We start from the raw sequence: 20213 nt of genomic DNA on the forward strand, positions 1-20213 counted from the left end.
ATGGCGGACCGCATGTGCATGCCACCCATCAATTAGCAAACAGCGTGGTTGCTGCGTCATCTTCAAGCTGAGAGAACTTATCAAGTTCGGGGGGCTCGATACCATGAATCGAGCGATAAGCCTCGCGGTAGAGGATGACCAGTTCGATCAGGTCGAACCACGGGTAATGGCCTTTGGAGCGAATCTCATTTTCATCATCAATCCAGGCGTTGAGACTTTGAGTGGCAAAACCGAGATACCGGAGGGCTTCTTGAGGATTTCCCGTCTTGTGGTAGCATAGCGCCCGAAGTGGCAGGGCGACATCATCGAGTGGCGATTCAAAATCGCCAAGAAACTGTTCATCGAGAGCATTCAGTGCGCCTCGCGGATCTGCAAAGCGATACTTCGACAAAGCGAACGTGTAGGTGTGGACACTTTTCGCGATGTGATCCGGAGGAGCACCGAGACCATGTTTGGGGAAATCGCGGCCGATGAGAGGAGGCATTCTATCGCTTCGCGGTTTCTTGCCCGATCGCGGGCCGAAGTCGATGGGCTTCGAGAGATTCGCAACGATATCAGTACGCTGGTCGTCGGTGAGCTGGCCAGGAGACATGAGGATGCCGCGGATCGCGAGGATCTGCATCATGCTGTCCCGGTCATTGAGTTGTGAGAGGAGTTCTTTTCGGACTTTCATATAGGTCTGTTCGTGACCAGTAAAAAGTAACAGCTGCGGAACGCCCCACCAGCCAGGATTATTGGCTTGAGCACCAAGATTGAGAGCTTCTTCGAAATCGCTGGCGGCATGATGCCACATGCCCAGGCGAACATACATGGAGCCTCTGCCCGACCAGGCGAGAGAATGTTCGGGCTGGAGTTTAATGGCTTCGTTGTAGTCTTTGAGAGCAACGCTATAGCGTTCTTCGTCGAGGTTTGCGCGGGCACTGTCTAAAAGGATATTGGCGGCTTTCAAGTCGACAACAAACTGGACAGCGTCTTGGCGAAGTCGATCTGCCTCGGCTTCTGCTCGTCTTGCCGCGAGCGCCTGCCAGGTACTGACCGCCGTACTGACGAGCAGGATCAGGAACACGAGTGAGGCAGTCGAGAGGACGACCTTGTTGCGAATGGCGAATTTCTTCAGGCGATATCCCGGAGAGGGGGGACGTGCCATGACGGGCTCGTTGCTGAGATATCGCTGGAGATCGCGTGCGAGGTCGGCTGCGGTTTCGTAGCGACGACGACGATCCTTTTCAATCGCCTTCATGACGATCCAGTCGAGGTCGCCATGGAGAGTCCGAATGAGTTGGCGGTACGTATGAAGATCACGCTCCGGGCTTGAAGAGGGATTGATCTTGCGTTGTGTCGAACCAGTGCCCGCGAGTGTCGAGACCCGTCGACTGGGGGGAGGCGGGTCTTCCTCGCGAATGATGCGGCGGAGTTCATCGAAGCTGGCGGACTGAAGACGCTGGAGATCGAACGGGGTTGTCCCTGTCAGCGATTCATACAGCATGACACCGAGGGAATAGATGTCGCTGCGGGTGTCGACATCGAGCCCACTCATCTCAGCCTGCTCCGGGCTCATGTACAGAGGGGTGCCGATCATCTGCGCAAAGCGCGTGTAGAGAGTTCGCTGCGTTAGCGGTTCGCTGATGGCTTTGGCAACGCCGAAGTCGATGACTTTGACGATGGGGCGTCCATCGTGAAGCGTGACCATGACGTTGGTCGGTTTCAGGTCTCTATGAATGACCCCTTTCTGGTGAGCATGCTGAACGGCTTCGCAGACACTGATCAGGAGTTGGATTTTATCTGTCAGGGAAGGCTGAGCGTGTCGGTGGTACTCCGTCAGACTGACGCCGCGGACCAGTTCCATGACGAAGTAAGGCTGGCCTGCCTCAGTCGTCCCTGCATCGAAAACTTTGGCGATGTGTGGGTGATCCATCAGCGCGACCGCTTGACGCTCGGCTTCGAAACGGGCGATGACTTCAGAGTTGTCCATGCCCGTACGAATGAGCTTGAGGGCGACGTAACGTTTGACGGGTGCTTCCTGATGCGCGACGAAGACCTGGCCGAATCCCCCTTCCCCAATTTTCTCCATGAGTCGGTAAGGGCCAATCATCTCGCCAATCAGTGGACTGGGCTGACTCCTCTCGGGAAGCATCGAGACAAATGTGGCAGAAGAGGCGGCGTCGACACATGCGAGAAGCTTTTCTCGCATGTTGGAGAACTCGGCTTGGGGCTGGTCGAGGACGTTTTCTTCCGAGTCAGCAGCGTCGAGAAGAGCTTCAATCTCTTTGCGGAGCGTCGAATCGCCAGCACAGGAGTGTTCAAGAAAGGCGCGTCGCTCCCCAATCGGGAGATCGAGAGCAGTCAGGAAGATTTCCTTTTGTCGATTCGTCGATGGACTTTGCGAGTTCGACATGAGGGCACACTGTCATTCGGGGGGCAGAAGGGAACATTTGACGGGACTTTTGATGATATGCGAAAAGATTGCTCAAAAGGTGACAAAAACACGCCGTCTGAAAGTCGCGTGAAATCAGCGACGATCGTTGATTGGTTCACCATGCGAATACCGTTTTTCGGGCATTTCCTGACGTCTGGAAAGCCAACTCTGATCTCACCTCTCAGGCGTTCGCGATGAAATCTCAAAATCTCGGAATGCTCACTGGGCGACGTGAGACTTTTTCTGTAAAAACAATTCCCCCTTAAACATATAGCACGCTGCCCCCCACGGATGGAGGCCACGGTTTTGACTTTCTTTGGACATCACACATTTCTCATGCTCGCTGCTGGCGGTCACGAAAACAATTCGTGGCACGGCATCCTCGAAATTCTCATTCTTCTCGCGACCGCGATGCTCTTCGGCGTCATCGCAGAACGCCTCAAGCAAAGCGCAATTGTCGGATATCTGTTCGCCGGGGCCGTTGTTGGTCCATCCCTGCTGGGATGGGTCGGCAATCAACAGGGCAAGCTCAGTATTGCGGAACTGGGCGTGGCTTTGCTGCTGTTTACGATTGGTCTGGAACTCTCGCCCGACCAACTCAAAAAACTTGGTCGCGTGCCGATCATCAGCGGGCCGTTTCAGGTCCTTTTCACCGTCCTCGCTGGCATCGGTATCTCGATGCTCGTCGGCTTGTCGTTTGGGGCGGCGCTTGTCATCGGCGCGATGGTTAGTTTGAGCAGTACGGCATGTGTCTTACGCGTGCTTCAAGATCGTTCGCAGATGGACTCCATTTTCGGACGCGTCTCTCTGGGGATTCTGCTTGTTCAAGACGCTGCAGTCGTCGTCCTGGTGCTCCTGGTCTCTGCCCTCGGAGAAGGGGGCAATGTTGCGGGCATTATTCTGAAGGTCATCGGCTCGACTGCTTTGATGCTGTTGTTCGTGATCGTCTTCTACTTCCTCTTCAACAAGGTCATTCCCAGGATCCTCGTCATCGATACCTGGCGCCGAAACCGCGATCTGCCGGTGCTCCTGACGGTCTGTCTGGCGGGAGGATCAGCGTGGTGTGCCCATGCCCTCGACTTAAGCCCTGCGCTTGGCGCGTTTGTCGCAGGCGTTCTGCTGGCCGTCTCGCCTTTCGCGATGCAGATTCATGCCGACATTCAACCATTACGCGCAGTTCTCGTCACCATGTTCTTCGCAGCGATCGGGATGTTCGCGGATGTGCCGTGGTTCATGATGCACATCGTGCAGATTGCAGCCGCGTTGTCGATCGTCCTTATCGGCAAGATCGCGATCACCGCAGTACTGACCTATCTGGCCGGGATGCCCCTGCGTTTTGCCGTCGCGACAGGATTTTGCCTGGCACAAATTGGCGAATTCTCGTTCGTCCTGGCGACGATTGCACAAAGCCAGAATCCAGAGCAACCGTTATTGGATGAGTTCACCTTTCAACTGATGGTTTCGGTCTCGATCATGTCCCTGATGGCAACGCCGTACCTGTTGACCTATGGTCCGACGGTCGGAATCTGGATCGAGCGGGCGTTCAAACGCATGACCTCAAAGTCACCTGCGACACTGCCAGTCCTTGAACCCGATAAGCTCATTGAAGCAGATCAATCCGCTTCCGAGCACGATCGCGACGATCGGGGTCGTATCCTGATCATCGGATTCGGACCCGCTGGACAGCGTGTGGCGGAAGAAATGATTGGTGAAGAGCATTACGACGTCCACGTTCTTGATATGAACATCGACAACGTCCGTATTGCCAAAGAGTATGGCCTGCACTCCCACGTCGGCGACGCCACCCAGACCGAGACGCTTTTACACGTTGGCATCACCAAAGCAGTCTGCGTCGTGATTACCATTCCCGAACCCGTCATCGCGCGACGCATCATTCATCAGGTAAGACAACGAGCCCCTCAGACACTCATCCTGGTCCGTGGTCGCTACCACATCCATACACTGGGACTCTTCTCCGCTGGTGCACACTACGTCATCGACGAAGAGAGTAATGTCGGCCACCGCCTGGCCAGCGAAGTTCGTGAACTGCTCAGCGTCATCAAGACAACCAAGGATGTCGATGACGACGCTCTCAGCGAACGTCATTAGCGACTGGTGAGTCATTATGGCCTCTGCTCACACGAAAACACCGCTGTGCGAACCATCCAACAGCGGAATAATGTTGGTAAATCAGGCGAGCCATTAATAAACAAATCGTGGCAACAATCATCCTCAGGCCTTCTGCAGGGCGTGTACGAGTTGGTCCTTGCTCATCTTGCTGCGTCCATCGATATGACGCTGCTTGGCGAGGTTGTACAGCTCCTGCTTCGTCCTGCTGTTCAGTGACTTGTTCGGATTCCCAGTCCCCTGCGTCGTCTTATTGGGTGTACGACCTTCCTCCCGACGTCGCTTGTTGACCGTGCGAGCTGCTATTTCTTCAGCCGTATCTTCGTCCTTCCCCCGTTCGATCGAGCTTTCCTTGATCGCTTCATACTGACGTTCATCTTTATCTGACCATGCAGCTGGCATTGCTGTAACTCCTCATCTCGATTCGCTTTTTGTCGTTTGAAACGATCCTGATCGATCGCGACATGAAGCAGCAGAGGTGCAGATCGCGTGCCAGATGGATATCACGACAACGCCAATGCAACTGGTTATTCGAACGCCCGATTGACTACCGCCTGCGTGCAGAACATCGTGCATCGCAGGCTGATTCCCAGATCCGATTATCGGTTGAATAAGGCGACCGCTATCCCAGCCGCAATGGCACCGAGGATCACCGCAAACGCGATCTTCCAGGCGCTATATGGCCGATTGCCAGCGACTTTCCCTGTCGCGCCGTTGACGACGAGCGTGTAGACCTTGCCCTTGTAGCGGTAAGTCATTGACCACACAGGAAGAAGGACGTGTTTGAATTTGATCGCGTGATGGGCGGTTTTGATGTCGTGAATCTGCTGGCGGTCGCCGCCGATGCGCTGGCGGACTTCCGCTTCGATTTCACCCGCCATGACGTTGCGGGCCATGCTGAAGCCCTGGTCGAGCTCGACGGTATAGGTACTCGCAAGAAAGCCAGCTAAAACTTCTTCAGTAAAAGAACGTAGCTTGGCGAGCGGCCAAGGGGCCAGTTGATTGACGAGAGTCGCCGGGAACCCCATGCCAGCGAGGATCAAAACGTCATCAAAGAAACGCTGAAACTGTCCGGACGCGGGGTACCAGCGGACACGGGTTTCAGTCCGTTTCTTGTCGCCGCTGCCGACGGTGACCGTATACGTCTCGCCGCGCTGGCCGACATAGGCATTCGAGGTCAGCGAGTCGAAGGTCCAGAAGGGGAGGTAGATGCCATCAAAGTCTCCTTCAACGCCCCGTTTCTTGAAATCGTTGGGAGCAAACCAGAGGGACCTGACCCAGGTGGAGAGGCGTTCGCGGACGACTTTGCGATCGACTTGAAAGGGCATGACCCCGTCGGCGTTGATGCGCTGGGGGCAATCGTGGACGTCGTCACGCTGTGTGGGAGTATCGCAGAACGGGCAGCGGGTGCTGGTGTTGGCTCCTTCGAAGACGACCGTCCCGCCACACGACGAGCAGGTCAGCTCGGACAGGGTCCCCATCAGGTTATTCGGCTGGACACGCTGGGAGAGGGTCTCGAGCATGTCGTGGTAATCACGCTCTTCCAGCTCGCCCGTCGGAGCAGACAGATCCTGCTCGTAACTGCAGAATGGGCATTTGAGCTTCTGCGCACCGATATCGAAGACGACGTCAGCTCCGCACTTCTGACAGGGAAAAACACGGCTGACGGCCTGCGTGACGGGTTCAGGGCCGGTGTCGACACCGTCTTTGTCCGTGGCGGTTTCCCCATGAGCGTTGAGATCTTCGTGAAACGATGTTTCGTCGCGGGAGATGTCCAACGTGCATCCTTCTCGTCAGGGGGAAATTGATCTCTCGGGGGAGCGTTGCTGGCTTGAAACGTAACTGAAGACTGTAGGATCATAGCAAAGAAACGTTCAGAGAAAAAATGGGGAAAAAGTGAATCAGTGAGCGACAATTCATCAAGCTGTTGGAAGAAGGTGTTCTTCTGCAGTGCATTTTGCCGCCGAGACAAACTATCTTGAGTGACCACTCTGAGCCGCATCGGAGTGAATCATGGTTCTTCGAAGTCCGGAGCCTTCAATGAAAATCTACTGTCCATCCCTTCTTGCACTCGCGTTTTGGACGTTCCTGACGACCGTCTCCTTCGCTGGAGAAGATATCGTCGTCGCTGATTTTGAGCAGGACTCTTACGCGCCCTGGACGACAACCGGAGAAGCCTTCGGCTCCCGTCCCGCCAACGGCGGACTCCCCGGCCAGATGGGCGTCGAAGGATTTAAAGGTCAGGGGCTCGTCAACTCCTTCCACAATGGCGACGATGCCACCGGTGCACTCATCTCACCCGAATTCCAAATTAACCGCAAATACATCGCCTTCCTCATCGGCGGCGGTATGCGAGACACACTCGCTCTTCAGCTCCTCGTCGATAACAAGGTCGTCCGCACCGCCACAGGCTCCAATTCAAAGCCCGGCGGCAGCGAAGCCCTGGCACTAGAATCATGGGACGTCTCTGATCTGGCGGGGCAGTCCGCTATCCTCCGCGTCATTGATGACGCCAAAGGCGGGTGGGGACATATCAATGTCGACCACATCGTCCTCACCGATACAAAACCCAAAGGGCTCGTCAACAACGTCGAGCGTACCCTCGCCGCCACCACCAATTTCCTCCGCATCCCGATCAAGAATGGCGCACCCAAAAGAATCGTCACTCTTCTCGTCGACGGCAAGCCAATCGTTAGAAACAACATCGAACTCGCCGACTCCTCCCCTGACTGGTGGGCACCGATGGAGATCTCGCAGTGGAAGGGTCAGATGCTGACCCTCCGTGTCGATAAGCTTCACGAAGAATCGCAGGCACTCTCGAGCATCAAGCAAAGTGATTCCTACACCGACTCCACCGACATGTACCGCGAACCGCTTCGTGGACAGTTTCACTTCTCTCCACGTCGTGGCTGGAACAACGACCCCAACGGCTGCGTCTATTACAACGGTGAATATCACCTCTTCTTCCAGCACAATCCCTATGGCTGGGGTTGGGGCAACATGCACTGGGGGCATGCTGTCAGTAAAGACCTTGTGCATTGGACAGAACTCAGCGAAGCTTTGCTGCCTGACGAAATGGGCCCGATGTACAGCGGCAGCGCGGTCGTTGACTGGAACAACACCAGCGGCTTCGGCAAAGACGGCCAGCCACCACTGGTCCTCTTTTATACCGCTGCAGGAAGTCCCACTGTCCAGGGCATGGCCTACAGCAACGACGGACGCACTTTCCACAAGTATGAAGGTAACCCCATCATCAAAGAAGTCACGGATGGCAACCGCGATCCCAAGGTCTTCTGGCATGAACCATCGAAGCAGTGGGTGCTACTCCTGTACGTCGAGTGGAAGGGCAAGCACACCATGCACTTCTACAACTCACCGAATCTCAAAGACTGGAAGCTCACCAGTATCGTCGAAGGTGATGCTCCGGGTAGCGGTTTCCTGTACGAATGCCCTGACTTTTTTGAACTCCCGATCGACGGCGACGCGAATCGCAAACGCTGGGTTCTCCTCGGCGCCAACACCGTCTACGGCCTCGGCGAATTCGATGGCCAGCGGTTCCTCCCCGACAGCATGAGGCTCCTTGGTCATCGCGGCAAAGGCTTCTACGCTGCTCAATCCTTCAACGATACTCCCGATGGAAGGCGCATTTTCATCGGATGGTGGCAGACCCAAACGCCAGGCATGGCATTCAATCAGAGTATGTCTCTGCCGCTCGAACTCAAGCTGACACAAACAGGTGACGGCCCGAGAATGACCTTCACTCCACTCAAGGAACTCGAATCACTCCGCACCAAGACACATCAGTTCGACGTGAAGTCCCTCAAGCCTGACGACCAGAACCCGTTAAGAAACATCAACGCCGAGCTCGTCGAACTCCGCATCAACTTCGAACCCGCTGACGCCAAGCAACTCATTCTCAACATCCGTGACGTCCCCATCGAATACGACATCACAAAACAGGAACTGACCGTCGCCGGCCATCGCGCTCCCGCCCCTCTCCGCAACGGCAGACAGCGTCTCACGATCTACTGCGACCGCACGGGCCTCGAGGTCTTCGCCAGCGACGGCCTCTGCTACATTCCCATGCCAATCAATCTGAATCCGAAAAGCAAACAGCTTCAACTCGAATCTCAAGGCGGCACAGCGAAGATCCATTCACTCGAAGTCCACGAACTCCGTTCCGCCTGGAACACGAACGAAAAAGAGTAGAATGCTGGCGAATTCTCGAACAGCACTTAAAGGAAATTCATTCGCTCGTCCAGTGCGGCCCCTCACTTCAATTCTGTGCGATAAGCATTCGACATACGTCGGAACGCCAGATCCGTCGCATTGACCTGCTTGCGAATGACATCCGGAGCCTCCCCATTCTCCACTAAATGCTCCAGCTCCTCGAGTCGATCCCTCAGGATACGAGCCTTCATTCGATGGTAATCACTGAGTCGAAAGTACCGCAGGTAGGTCCCGACCTGAAGACGTCGATTCCAGCTCTCGCAGATCGGCAGCCAGTGAAGTGCATGTCCTTGATCGCCCGACGTCGCTGCTGAAAATGCCTCCGTCTTGGCGAGCACCAGCTCCTCCAGCGTCTCCTCAGGAGTCGGATAATACGCCAGACAACCAACGGCACTAAACGCCACAATCACCACGACCCCCAGCCCTGTCAGCACCGGCGCCGGGATCGTCACATCCCATCGACTCGGCTTGAGCTGCACAGGCTGCTTGACCAGCCAGGTTTCGATCACCCAATAGCGATCCAGCACCTTGAGCCCCAGCCCCATCAAGACCAGCGAGAGCAAACCCGCCAGCCCCACGAGTTCATAGGATTGCGACTCCAGTTGAATTCGCCTCCAGATCTCTGCGGGGTATCCAATCACCGGCGCCTGTCCGACAGGAAATGGCTGGCAGTAAGTATCAAAGGCATGTGTGTGATCAGCCGGTTCGATCTCGGTCGGATAAAGCGGTCGCTCAATCCCATACGAAATGGTCAGCACCACAAAGATCATCAGCGACATCCAGATCAGGCACTTCCTCGATCCATAGTTCAGCCACATCCACGCAATCAGCCCCAGGTTCACTCCTGCTCCAAAGATCAGAAGAATGAAGGCAGCACCGATCGAGTTGCCGTGCTGGAACATCGATCCCAACTGCCCCATCGCCATCATCGGCGTGGCGTAGGCAGGAATAGCAATCCCGGTCATCAGCAACGGTGACGCCGGATTGTCATGCCCCATCGTCCGCTGAAGAATTCCCGGCGGAAGAAACAGACTCAATAAAGCCGCTCCCAGCAGACCAACCAGGATGAGCCCCATCGTCCCGCTGACTGCTTCTCTCGCCATGGCAACAAGCACTGAGAGCAGCCGCTTGACACCCGCTGGCGCTAATGTCGGCTCCGGCACATCAACTTCCGTATTCGGAAACCATCGATCGAACAACGCTCCCGAAATCGTCACCACGATCAGTGAGAATCCTGCAAACAAGAGAATCGTCATCGGCTTTGACAATGTCAGCCCATACAGCAGCGATAGTGGATCAAATAAAGGCGACGATAGCGCGAACGCAAAGATCGTCCCCACGGCAATGCCGCTGCGCCGCAACTGCTTGACGATCGGAATCGTTCCCAGCGAACACCCCGGCAGCAACATCCCGATAACCCAGGATTGAAACAGCGAGCCGACGGTATTCGAGCCAAACAACCACTTTGTATGCTGCTGCCCCAGCATGCGATGCAACAACCCCATCACACACAGCCCCGTGAAAACAAATGGAGCCGCCTGTAAGGTAGACTGGAGAAACCGCAGGCAGACACCCCACAAAACACCTTGATCAATCATGCGTCACGTCCTTTTCATTGGTGTGTTCGATATTGGAGTGTTCAACATCGGTGTATTCGACATTGGTGTATTCGACATTGTGACGAATCTGCGTCGATCGCCCCGCACTTGCAAGCAGCTCGTTATGTTGATCCAGCAGGGAAATCAGCGACTCGCGATTCTCGACCGCAGAAGTCATGGTCAACGTCTTCGACTCCATCTGCTTGCTGACAGCATGAACCTCATCCCATTGAGAATGCTTCAAGTCAGAGTCCGCAGCCAGTTCCGGCAGCCAGTTGATGATGTCTCGCAGCTCCGTGAATTCCTCAGCCGTTGCATCACTGCGAAGGCGACCGAGCCTGACCTTAAGCTGATCCCACGCCGCAACCAGCGACGCCGGCTTATGATCAGGGATATGATGCTCCAGATGCTCATCCTCCGCAGTCGACTCCGCCGCAGTATGACATCCAGACATCGCCCCCAGAACCAGACACAACAAACCACAAATCAAAACGGTCGTTCTCATCGTGTTCACTCCGGTACTGCAACTTGATGGAGGATTTCTTCCAGGACAAATTCTGGGCTGACATCATCCAATCCCAGACGCACACCCAGCACCGGGATCGCCAGTGATTGCGCATCATCGATCGTGACGAAGTCGCGTTGTTCCAGGTACGCGCGAGCTTGAAGACAGCGTTGCCAGATCAACAACCCGCGAGGACTGACCCCCAAGACAATGCGGGGATGCTGGCGCGTCTTCTGCGCCACCTGAATGAGATAACGCTGAACCTTCTCTGCCACATGAATCTTCGTGACGTCTTTCTGCATGCTTGCCAGCTGCCCCGATGAAAACAGACATTTGATCCGCCCTCGCGAATCTCCATCTGCCAGCGCAGATTGAAGCAGACGCAATTCATCGTCCATCTGCGGATAGCCAATGCTCAACTTCATCGCGAAGCGATCCAGCTGTGCTTCCGGAAGTGGATACGTACCCAACTGTTCCGTCGGATTCTGCGTCGCCATAACGAAAAACTCATCCGGCAATCCATAGCGAGCCCCATCCACCGTGACCTGTCGTTCAGCCATGGCTTCCAGTAACGCTGACTGAGTCCGCGGCGTCGCGCGATTGATCTCATCGGCCAGGAGAATGTCAGAGAAGACCGGCCCTTCGCGAAACTCGAACTCATGGTTCTTCTGATTGAACAGATTGAACCCCGTGATATCGCTGGGCAACAGGTCCGGCGTGCACTGCAATCTCGCGAACCGCCCCCCCAGCGCATCTGCCAGTCCTTTGGCGAGCGTCGTTTTTCCCAGTCCTGGCTTATCTTCAATCAGAAGATGCCCGCGCGACAGCAGGCAGACGAGCACCAGCTCGATCACATCTGGCTTCCCCTTCAGGATCGCATTCAATTCCTTACGCAACTGCGTAAGACAGTCGACATCGCTACGATGGCAATCAACAGAGGAGTCTAACAAAACAGAAGACATGAAAAGCTTTCGTCTGATAAATGAGTGTTTACGCAGTCACAGCGGCTGACGAATCCAGCGTCGCTTTTCTCTGTAAGCGTCGAGCCGCACGTAACCGCTTCAGGGTGAAACAGCACAACGCCCGCTGACTGACGGCATGGAACTGAGCATCAAGGCGCTCCCGATCAGGCAATCCTTCGAGCATCGCATAGTGAGCCGTCTCCACGACGCGGGCAAAGACCAGCAACTCATTCGCTTCGTCTTCGTTCAGAAACGAATGCTGTCGAGCCCATTGATGAAACGTCTGGCAAGAGCGACGGGGCGCACCGATGGCCGAGAATCGCAGTTCGAGAATTCTCTGCGCTGCGATCACGCGCTGCGTAGACAAGCGAGACCGTCGCGTACGCCATTCCAGCGTTCTCGCCGCATCCATCCACCACAGGCGGGTAACAACCAACGCAACACAGATCAGCAGGATCGCCAGGACTCCCCAGCGATGCTGGCTGATCCAATTCACTCCCGATGCAGCCACTGCCCATGCCTGTTCCCAGACAGTCGGAGGTGGTCCGAGCACAACATAGCCTGGCGTCGGCTCGACGGTCATCCAGAGATTCGCACCCAGGTAAACTTCCACCCAGAAATGCAGGTCTTCCTTGTGGACGGGAGTGTGACGTGAAATCCGATCATACTTGTCCGGATTCACATAATACCCACTCACCACACGTGTCCCATATCCCAGCGATCGCAGCAGGATCGCCGTCGCGGATGCAAACTGATAGTCAGGTCCGGATCGCTTCTCGAACAGAAAATCAGACACCGTGCAATTCGACTCTTCAGATGCTTTCGCCATTCGGTCCAACGCACAGCGAGCCTGTAACTCCTGAATGATTTTCGCGATTTGTGCAGTCCCCTTGGGAATTCCCTGTGACCAGGCATCCGCCAGTTCACGAACCCGCTCAAACTGCGGATCCTCCGGCAGTTTGCGAGACGCCGTCACTGGCGGGAAGCTGCGAACCTGCTCATCAACCCGTCGGGTATCCAGCACGCGCGAACTCAAATGCACGGGCAACATCGCTGGTATCCGCTTCCCTTCGAGCGCCAGCAGTCCATGCTGAACTTCCTTGATCAGGCTAAGATCATCCATCTGATCGATGTGGACGGCGAGCAGTCGGTTCGGTGCGGGAATGACGTTCGTGCCGAGATGCGCGATCTTCAGTGCATGCGACTCCTTGGCCGCGAAAATGTCATAGTTGTTGTAAGCCATCCCAGTCGTTGACAGCGTGATCCACGGCCGCTCATTCACCTGCTCAACGACGAGTCGACTCGCAATCTTTTCTCCATCTTCCGGATACCACATCGTTCCGTCGTACAGATCAAAAAGTTCCTGACGCAGATGCAAAGGCGTCCGTCCTGCCACATAAAACAACGCCTCAGATTTCAGATCCTTCATCTGCCCGGCACGCGACTTCGAAGGCTGCCGGACGGTCGAGAACTCCCTCCCCGCCATCTCCGACTTCGCCATCCGACAGCACAAATCCTCCATCTGCTGATTCGGCAGGGCAATTGCTCGATTCTGATTCTTGACCTTCACCGGCTCCTCATAAACATCACTGTAAACGTCATACAAACTCGGCTCATCGCTCGATTTGAACGGTGCCTCTTCGATCGGCGCGAAGCTCTGAATATTCTCGCTGCCCGCCACTAGCGCATCCCCGTCGCCGACACCATCTCGTGCATACGGATCATGCTCACCCGTTCCACCCGAACTCGGAAGAATCCCGGATAGCTGACGCGTCATCGCCCGGTCGGTCAGTAACTCGGTCGCCGCAACCGCGACGCAGATCCCCAGGACAACATAGATCACGCTTCTCGGTACTGTCTGTCCTGTCCCTCCATGTACATTCCCAAGCCGCTTCGATACCTGCTCCCAGTGACTGTTCATCAGCCACCACAACGCGATCAAGGCATACCCCAGCGTGATCGGCCACACATGATTCGGCAGCAACGTCAACGCAAACATCTGAACGAACAGGCTCGCCGTCACTGCCAACTGCTGGTAATTCCTCCAGCAACCCGCCGCTGACATCGCCAGCACCGTGTTCTTCAAACTGAAGCCCAACAGCATTTCAAACGGTCGACCTGTTCCCAACACCATCCTTGAAAATGGCTCGAAAAGAAGACTCCCCAGGAAGACCATCACGAGGATCGGCGAAACCGCAGGCTGGACCGACAGCCGCATGGCAACCCGCCGCAGATACCAACCAAGCAGGAGAGTCGCGACACACTCAAAAGCGAACATGCCACGAACGCCCCACACAGAGGCAGCCCGGTCAATCTCCACTGTCGCAAACGCCGCAGAAGACAGCATCGCCAGCAGCATACAGATCAGGTGGCTGGAGAACTTCGTGAAGTCCCGTCGAGCATCAGGCGACATGGCACAACCTCTTCCATTCCCGGGCGAACTGTTGGTGCATCACATCAGACTCTCCTGGCGTCATGACGATGTCATGTCCCATGAACCGCGCTGACGACCGAACATTCCCCGACAGCTGCGTCGAAAGACGAATCTGTGTCATGCAGCGATCACATCCACACCGCCCCGCTTTGGAAGCGCTCACAAAACCATTCGCGGGAACACGCGCCAGCGCATCCATAAGACATCGATAGTCAGCATCACTCTGGCCCACTCGATACCACCGGTCATCAATCAGGCATTCGGCATACTGATGTTCGTCGTGCAGCAGGGTGACAATGCTCGCAATGATTTCAATCATCGATTCAAGGCTCGAACTCCCCATCTCCGACGCATGAGCCTCTGCGTGAAGATCTGGCAGTAACTGCACCACAGTGCCAATCACCGCCTGACGTTCCGTCACGATCAAACGCCCATGCTTGGCCGTCTGGCCCCAATGGATTCGACGCAGAGAATCCCCCTGCCGAAAGCCACGCGTCCCTAACAGATCGCCCGCATCACCAATCCGTCGATCGGAGAAGCGTTCATCCGGCTGACTCTGGCTGTTCGTTTCCGGGATACCACGCAGAGAACTCACCTTCGGCCACACCAGCAACGAATGATTGAACACCGCCGGCTTCTGACGACGGATCAACCCAAACGGAAACCCCGTCTCCAGCGCCGGAGCGTGTCGAGGAAATTCTCCCCGCACCTGCGGCTGGAAATTCCACTGCACAACCTTCGTCGACCATCCCCACAAGCAGGCGATCGCAATCCCGTTCGAGTCACGATCATCAAGAACGAAGCCCTTCTTGAGTTCCATTCCCCACACCGGGAACGGCCATCTGTTCCGTAAATGAATGCGAATCGCGACCGGCTGATCGACTCGACAACGATGCCGATCAAATTCCAGTCGGCAATCGACCCCATACAGAGACAGCCACGGCCAAACCACACCGAGCACTGTCAACGCAAGCACAAGGGCGGCAAATCCGAACGCCACCTGATTCACATAAACGCCGCATAAAACCGACGAAACCAGAAGGCTCCCCAGCACGCTGAGCGGGTGCTTCATCCAATACACCCAACGATTGGCCCAGAGACAGAAATCATAATTCAAAGCCGAGTTGGCAGCCTCGAGTCTCTGCTGCATCACCACCGGGCTACGTTCAAGAACATCCGCGATAGACATCGTCTTCCCCCGCAAAAACACGTGTAAGAAATGTGACAGACGTGTTGGCGAAGAACGACAGCTTTCCAGTTCGGACACTGACGACAGAAGGGCATCACGACAGGTCAGACGGATCACTCAAGCGCGAGCAATCAGTCATCAAGACCCAGTCAAACAGATGCGCAAGCAGCAGCGACCTGGAAAAGCAGTCGGTCTTCAGGCGAAGAAAGCAGGCGGACCGCGCGTCTGCGGAAAAGCAACAACCACCGCATGATAAAAGCGTTCCTGCGGCATATCGAGCGGAAGGACAGAGCTCTGCTCAACCATCAAACAGGCAGGCACAAACGGAACAGCCACATGCGCAAGATGATGACAGATCTGACAGTCGTCTTCGCTGTGATCCCCATGATGCTCATGCACCGGCGATTCATCGGAACTGGAAGACGTATGGTGATGGGAACAATGGTGATCATGCTCACAAGGCGATTCGTCGCCCGGTGCATGATAGCAACTGACAATGCGAGCCTCGGTCTCCGAATCCTGCTGAGCAGGAAAGTGGCTATGCCCCGACAACAAATGCAGCCCCGCATGCCCCATCAACGCCTGGGACGCGTATATCACTGCCAGAAGTGTCGCAACAAGGAACCGCATGCCTGATATTTACGCCAGATTCCAAACGCTTTGCTAGTGCCAATGCAACACTTTTGCACAAAATTCGCAATCCGGCAAAATATTTACTCCCAGGCCAGACAGTAAACCTTGCCTTCAGGATCCGCCAGGATGAGTTCTCGACCGAGAGGGTCAGCCTGCAAGTAGGCGATATTGAACGGGACGTGAGTACTCCAGATGATCTCGCTGTCCTTGTCCATCCACAGCAGGTTCTGCTCGATGGTAAAGGTCGCAATCTTGTCGCCGCGGGCAGAGACGGAGACCTTCGAGGCATTACCTTCAATGAGGTACGATCCTTCCGTCTCGCCGTGGAAGCCAAAGATCTGCAGGCCGTGCATATAGCCCGCCAGCCAGACCTGATGCGAGATCTGCGCCAAAGAAAGATCCCCAGCGTTTGACCAGAGCTTTTCATCCCAGATGCTTTTCCCAACAAGATCGAAGCACGCGATCATGCCATGCTCAGCCGCGACGATGATCGCAGGTTCGTCCTGAATGAACTCCATGTACTTGACCGGACGCATTGTCTGAAAGATGCCGACCTTCTGGTGGTAGGGATCAAGAACCAGGTTCCCCGAGTCTTTGAACGCAACAGCCGTGAACTGGCCGTAAGCATCAATCGCGATCGCTTCACAATCGACGCTAAGCTCGACTTCCCAGATCGCAGTGAACTGTCGATCAAACCGGATGAGAACGTTGCTACCGACGATGCCAGCGCCGTACGCTCCGTTATCGCTCCACGTCAGCAGACGGATCTTCTGTGGAAAACGAGTCATCTGGGTCATCTTGCCCGTCGAACTCAGACGGTAAATCCCACCGATCTCGTCAGTAAGATGAAGCTCGGACGTTTCGCGGGTCAGCCTCATCGAGGTCAAAGGACCATCGGCTTTGAAGGTCCATTTGAGTTCGGGCGTGTGTCCACGTCCTGCATCGACCCAGTCTGGGACATCGGGCATCGTTGTCGGCTCGTTGGTGATTACTGGCAGGGGAATGTCTTGGGTAAAGTATAATGGGAAACAGACAGACACCGCCACGGTTGAGCATCAAACCAGCATTTCTCCCCGGATGGTTCCGGCGCACCTGGAACGACGACTCTCGCCAATCAACTCCCTTTTTCGACAAAAACTTGTATCCACTCCAGCAAGGGGTAAACTCAATCAGATGAATTCTGGTGAAACGCTCCCTGCTTCTGTCCACTCGACTGATGAGGAGACCCGACGATGCCAAGTCCTATTCCCCCAGGCTACCATTCGGTCACCCCTTACATCATCGTTCGCGATGCTCCCCAAGCGATTCATTTCTACGAGAAAGCATTTGGCGCCAAAGAACAACTGCGTCTGGAAGGTCCCGATGGCGTTGTTGGCCACGCGGAAATCCGCATCGGCGATTCCGTCATCATGCTCGCTGAAGAAAATCCCGCCTGGAATGCCCGTTGCCCACTGACTCTCGGAGGGTCTCCTGTCAGCCTGATGATCTACACCGAAGACGTCGACGCAACCTTCGCAAACGCGATTGCAGCAGGAGCCAAAGAAGTCCGTCCCGTCAAGGATCAGTTCTACGGCGACCGCTCTGGCTGCGTCATGGACCCCTTCGGCCACAGCTGGACGATCTCGACAAACAAAGAAGAGCTCTCGAAGGACGAACTGACGAAACGGTACCGCGACCTGATGACCCAAGCCATGGAAATGACTGAAACCCCACAGTCAGTCGCGTAGTAAATGTGCTAATGAGCTGTTTGAAGAATTGCAGTTCGTCTTTCCAACACAAGCATCAGCGGCGTCGGGAGGGCGAACCTCCGTGTGAGCCGCTTCTTTGCGTTGCGAAACTTGAGCTGTGCAGTTGGACTTCGACGGCCTCGACGTTTTCTAGCCCCGGCACATCATACAACCTCGATTTGCAGATCAACCATTGCAACGCGGGACAGCGGCTCGGACGGAGCCTCGCCCTCCCGAGGAGGGCATTTGGAGATTCTCGAACAGCTACTGATGCAGCCAGTCTTCAAAAGATGGTCCCCGAGCATTTACTAACTCATGCCACACGCACAGACACCTCACGAGAGTTTACCCGTCCGAAAACGACTCAGCCGACGACTCTTCTGGTCGTCGTCGCTGGTCATCACGCTATGGCTTGGACTGAGCCTGCTGGTGGCTGACTACTTGACGAGCCGTCGGTCACCGCGACTGACAGCAGAGACCCCGCGACTTCTGAAAGACATCACCTACGAGAATCTCCGCCTTCGCACCAGCGACGACCTTGAGATCGGCGCCTGGTACTTTCCTGGTCAGTCTGGCAAACCCGTCATTCTTCTCCTCCACGGCAATTTTGCGAGCCGATCCGTCGCCGAGCATCATATCCAATGGCTTCTGAAAGCCGGTTACTCTGTCATGATTCCCTCGCTGCGGGCACACGGAGATTCACAAGGTGATCGCAATGACTTCGGCTATTCAGCCCAGCGGGACGTGCTCGCGTGTCATGACTGGTTGCAAGTGAATCACCCTGACCAGTCACTAGTTGTCTGGGGGCAGTCGCTGGGATCGGCTGCAGCGGTGTTTGCAGCAAATGAACTCGGCCAGCGTGCCCGCGCCTACATTCTGGAATGTCCCTATCAGGATCTGCAGACGGCTGTCTGGAATCGCTGTCAAAACATGCTGCCTGATTACATTGATGCCTTTGCTTATCGCAGCCTGCGACTGGCTGCCCTCACTGTTCTTCCTCAGTTTGATAACATCTCGCCGCTGAAGTCGATTTCCGGCATGCCAGCGGATGTTCCCGTTTTGATCCTGGCAGGAGACCAGGATGTTCACGCCAGACCCAGCGAAGCACAAGCTCTTCATGAAGTCGTCAAAGCCCAGTCGACGCTCAAAATCTTCAAAGACGCGACTCATATGGGACTGGATGTCAGGGACAAGGACGCTTATCGTAAACTCGTGATCGAGTTCATCGATACATCTGTCGCTCGCTCTATCTCTGCAAACTGAACTGGCTGCGCATGAAATCTCAGATGGCCATTATCGCTATCGTTACGGTACTGCTGACATGCGGCGTGTCGGTTTCTGCAGAAGAAATCTCGGCAGAGAGTCTAAAGACGCTGCTGACGGAAGTCATCGAGAAGCACGAGCATCCCGGCGGTATGGGAGTTCTCGTTGTCCATGATGGCAAAATCAAAGCCCAGGCAACGGCTGGCAAGCGACACCATCGCAAAGAGATTCTCATCACGGATCAAGACCTGTTTCACCTTGGTTCCTGCACCAAGGCAATGACAGGAACATTGATCGGACTGGCAGTCCAACGTGGTGAACTCAAGTTCGATTCGACGCTCGGTGAGTTACTGGCTGACTGGGAAATTCATAACGATTTCAAAACAGTCACCGTCAAGCAGCTGCTTCATCATCGCAGTGGTCTGAAAGCCAATGCGTCCGTCTCGGAGATGTTGCTGAAGAGAGCGGTCAAAGTTGACCAGGGGAAGATCAAGCAGCGCCGTGATGTTCTACAGCCGGTGTTAAAAGAAGCTCCCGAGTACGCGCCCGATACCGATGATACTTATTCCAACCTTGGCTATATCCTGCTCGGCCATCTTCTCGAACGTCAGTCCGGCAAGGCCTGGGAGACTCTCATGCGAGAGCAGATCTTCGAGCCGCTGGAAATGAAGTCGGCTGGTTTTGGCCCCGTCAAACCCGGCAAAAACGTGACACAGCCGTTCGGCCATGTCCGCAACGCGATGAATGTTCCTGCTGCTGTCGAAGGAGACAATCCACCATTTCTCGGCCCGGCTGGGACTGTTCATGCCAGCTTGGAAGATTGGTCAAAGTTTATCGTCGCGCACTTCTCCAGCGAGCCCAATCCTCTCGGCCTCACGGAAGAAACAATGAAAGCGCTCCATACTCCCGGCCCTGATCGCTACGCGGCCGGCTGGGTGGTCTTTTTTCCCAACAAGCCCGAGCCGGTGTTGTTTCATAATGGCAGCAACACCATGTGGTACTGCGCCGTCTGCTTCATACCAACCCGGAAAGAGGCTGTCCTCGTCACTTCCAACGCCTTTGAACAAAAGCCAGTGCATGAGGTCATGAAAAAACTGCTGAGTATTCCCATCCAGCTCGAACCGTGAGC

The 20213-nt window shown here is 55.3% G+C and carries 15 protein-coding genes; 5 read left to right on the forward strand and 10 right to left on the reverse strand.

Features of this window, described 5'->3' with window-relative positions:
- Window positions 1–28 precede the first annotated feature (28 nt).
- Window positions 29–2395 carry a serine/threonine protein kinase gene (locus tag SH248x_RS17990; RefSeq protein ID WP_459555692.1) on the reverse strand — a complete coding sequence of 789 codons (2367 nt, stop codon included), beginning with the start codon at window positions 2393–2395 and terminating at the stop codon, window positions 29–31.
- A 327-nt stretch (window positions 2396–2722) separates the two neighbouring features.
- Between SH248x_RS17990 and SH248x_RS17995 the strand changes: the two genes are divergently transcribed.
- Window positions 2723–4525: a cation:proton antiporter gene (locus SH248x_RS17995; protein ID WP_459555693.1), complete on the forward strand. Its 1803-nt coding sequence runs from the start codon at window positions 2723–2725 to the stop codon at window positions 4523–4525.
- Between the two features lie 123 nt (window positions 4526–4648).
- Here SH248x_RS17995 and SH248x_RS18000 read toward each other — a convergent pair whose 3' ends face one another.
- Window positions 4649–4945: an addiction module toxin RelE gene (locus tag SH248x_RS18000; protein ID WP_459555694.1), complete on the reverse strand. Its 297-nt coding sequence runs from the start codon at window positions 4943–4945 to the stop codon at window positions 4649–4651.
- Window positions 4946–5142: 197 nt separating this feature from the next.
- Complete coding sequence (locus SH248x_RS18005) at window positions 5143–6321, reverse strand: TFIIB-type zinc ribbon-containing protein (protein ID WP_459555695.1); 1179 nt, start codon at window positions 6319–6321, stop codon at window positions 5143–5145.
- Window positions 6322–6583: 262 nt separating this feature from the next.
- On the opposite strand from SH248x_RS18005, the gene SH248x_RS18010 reads away from it, so the two are divergent.
- Window positions 6584–8752: a glycoside hydrolase family 32 protein gene (locus SH248x_RS18010; protein ID WP_459555696.1), complete on the forward strand. Its 2169-nt coding sequence runs from the start codon at window positions 6584–6586 to the stop codon at window positions 8750–8752.
- A 62-nt stretch (window positions 8753–8814) separates the two neighbouring features.
- Here the strand turns inward: SH248x_RS18010 and SH248x_RS18015 are convergent, their stop codons facing one another.
- From SH248x_RS18015 to SH248x_RS18045, 7 genes are all read right to left on the reverse strand, one after another.
- Entirely contained in the window at window positions 8815–10371 is a 1557-nt protein-coding gene (locus tag SH248x_RS18015; protein WP_459555697.1) for a permease, read from the reverse strand.
- A complete protein-coding gene (locus tag SH248x_RS18020; RefSeq protein WP_459555698.1) occupies window positions 10364–10876 on the reverse strand; it encodes a hypothetical protein in 513 nt (170 codons plus the stop codon). Before SH248x_RS18020 ends, SH248x_RS18015 begins: the two co-directional genes overlap by 8 nt.
- 5 nt (window positions 10877–10881) lie before the next feature.
- Window positions 10882–11838: an AAA family ATPase gene (locus SH248x_RS18025; RefSeq protein WP_459555699.1), complete on the reverse strand. Its 957-nt coding sequence runs from the start codon at window positions 11836–11838 to the stop codon at window positions 10882–10884.
- A gap of 28 nt (window positions 11839–11866) precedes the next feature.
- The gene (locus SH248x_RS18030) at window positions 11867–14251 is read right to left on the reverse strand and encodes a transglutaminase-like domain-containing protein (RefSeq protein ID WP_459555700.1); all 2385 of its coding nucleotides are present in this window, start codon (window positions 14249–14251) and stop codon (window positions 11867–11869) included.
- Window positions 14241–15461: a DUF58 domain-containing protein gene (locus SH248x_RS18035; protein WP_459555701.1), complete on the reverse strand. Its 1221-nt coding sequence runs from the start codon at window positions 15459–15461 to the stop codon at window positions 14241–14243. The genes SH248x_RS18030 and SH248x_RS18035 overlap by 11 nt, the downstream gene beginning before the upstream one ends.
- Before the next feature lie 195 nt (window positions 15462–15656).
- Complete coding sequence (locus SH248x_RS18040) at window positions 15657–16091, reverse strand: hypothetical protein (RefSeq protein ID WP_459555702.1); 435 nt, start codon at window positions 16089–16091, stop codon at window positions 15657–15659.
- A gap of 83 nt (window positions 16092–16174) precedes the next feature.
- Window positions 16175–17062: a hypothetical protein gene (locus SH248x_RS18045; RefSeq protein WP_459555703.1), complete on the reverse strand. Its 888-nt coding sequence runs from the start codon at window positions 17060–17062 to the stop codon at window positions 16175–16177.
- A 264-nt stretch (window positions 17063–17326) separates the two neighbouring features.
- Between SH248x_RS18045 and SH248x_RS18050 the strand changes: the two genes are divergently transcribed.
- From SH248x_RS18050 to SH248x_RS18060, 3 genes are all read left to right on the forward strand, one after another.
- Window positions 17327–17821 (forward strand): VOC family protein, encoded by a 495-nt coding sequence (locus SH248x_RS18050; RefSeq protein ID WP_459555704.1) that lies wholly within the window; start codon window positions 17327–17329, stop codon window positions 17819–17821.
- Between the two features lie 315 nt (window positions 17822–18136).
- Entirely contained in the window at window positions 18137–19084 is a 948-nt protein-coding gene (locus SH248x_RS18055; protein WP_459555705.1) for an alpha/beta hydrolase, read from the forward strand.
- 23 nt (window positions 19085–19107) lie between these two features.
- Entirely contained in the window at window positions 19108–20211 is a 1104-nt protein-coding gene (locus tag SH248x_RS18060; protein ID WP_459555706.1) for a serine hydrolase domain-containing protein, read from the forward strand.
- Window positions 20212–20213 lie beyond the last annotated feature (2 nt).

It is taken from the genome of Lacunimicrobium album (assembly GCF_052161635.1).
Taxonomy (GTDB): domain Bacteria; phylum Planctomycetota; class Planctomycetia; order Planctomycetales; family Planctomycetaceae; genus SXPC01.

Bases quoted from the DNA above. Each gene is read 5' to 3' on its own strand.
- SH248x_RS17990 (WP_459555692.1), bottom strand. From the start codon at position 2,395: ATGTCGAACTCGCAAAGTCCATCGACGAATCGACAAAAGGAAATCTTC.
- SH248x_RS18000 (WP_459555694.1), bottom strand. From the start codon at position 4,945: ATGCCAGCTGCATGGTCAGATAAAGATGAACGTCAGTATGAAGCGATC.
- SH248x_RS18010 (WP_459555696.1), top strand. From the start codon at position 6,584: ATGAAAATCTACTGTCCATCCCTTCTTGCACTCGCGTTTTGGACGTTC.
- SH248x_RS18015 (WP_459555697.1), bottom strand. From the start codon at position 10,371: ATGATTGATCAAGGTGTTTTGTGGGGTGTCTGCCTGCGGTTTCTCCAG.
- SH248x_RS18020 (WP_459555698.1), bottom strand. From the start codon at position 10,876: ATGAGAACGACCGTTTTGATTTGTGGTTTGTTGTGTCTGGTTCTGGGG.
- SH248x_RS18025 (WP_459555699.1), bottom strand. From the start codon at position 11,838: ATGTCTTCTGTTTTGTTAGACTCCTCTGTTGATTGCCATCGTAGCGAT.
- SH248x_RS18030 (WP_459555700.1), bottom strand. From the start codon at position 14,251: ATGTCGCCTGATGCTCGACGGGACTTCACGAAGTTCTCCAGCCACCTG.
- SH248x_RS18035 (WP_459555701.1), bottom strand. From the start codon at position 15,461: ATGTCTATCGCGGATGTTCTTGAACGTAGCCCGGTGGTGATGCAGCAG.
- SH248x_RS18040 (WP_459555702.1), bottom strand. From the start codon at position 16,091: ATGCGGTTCCTTGTTGCGACACTTCTGGCAGTGATATACGCGTCCCAG.
- SH248x_RS18045 (WP_459555703.1), bottom strand. From the start codon at position 17,062: ATGCCCGATGTCCCAGACTGGGTCGATGCAGGACGTGGACACACGCCC.
- SH248x_RS18050 (WP_459555704.1), top strand. From the start codon at position 17,327: ATGCCAAGTCCTATTCCCCCAGGCTACCATTCGGTCACCCCTTACATC.
- SH248x_RS18055 (WP_459555705.1), top strand. From the start codon at position 18,137: ATGCCACACGCACAGACACCTCACGAGAGTTTACCCGTCCGAAAACGA.
- SH248x_RS18060 (WP_459555706.1), top strand. From the start codon at position 19,108: ATGGCCATTATCGCTATCGTTACGGTACTGCTGACATGCGGCGTGTCG.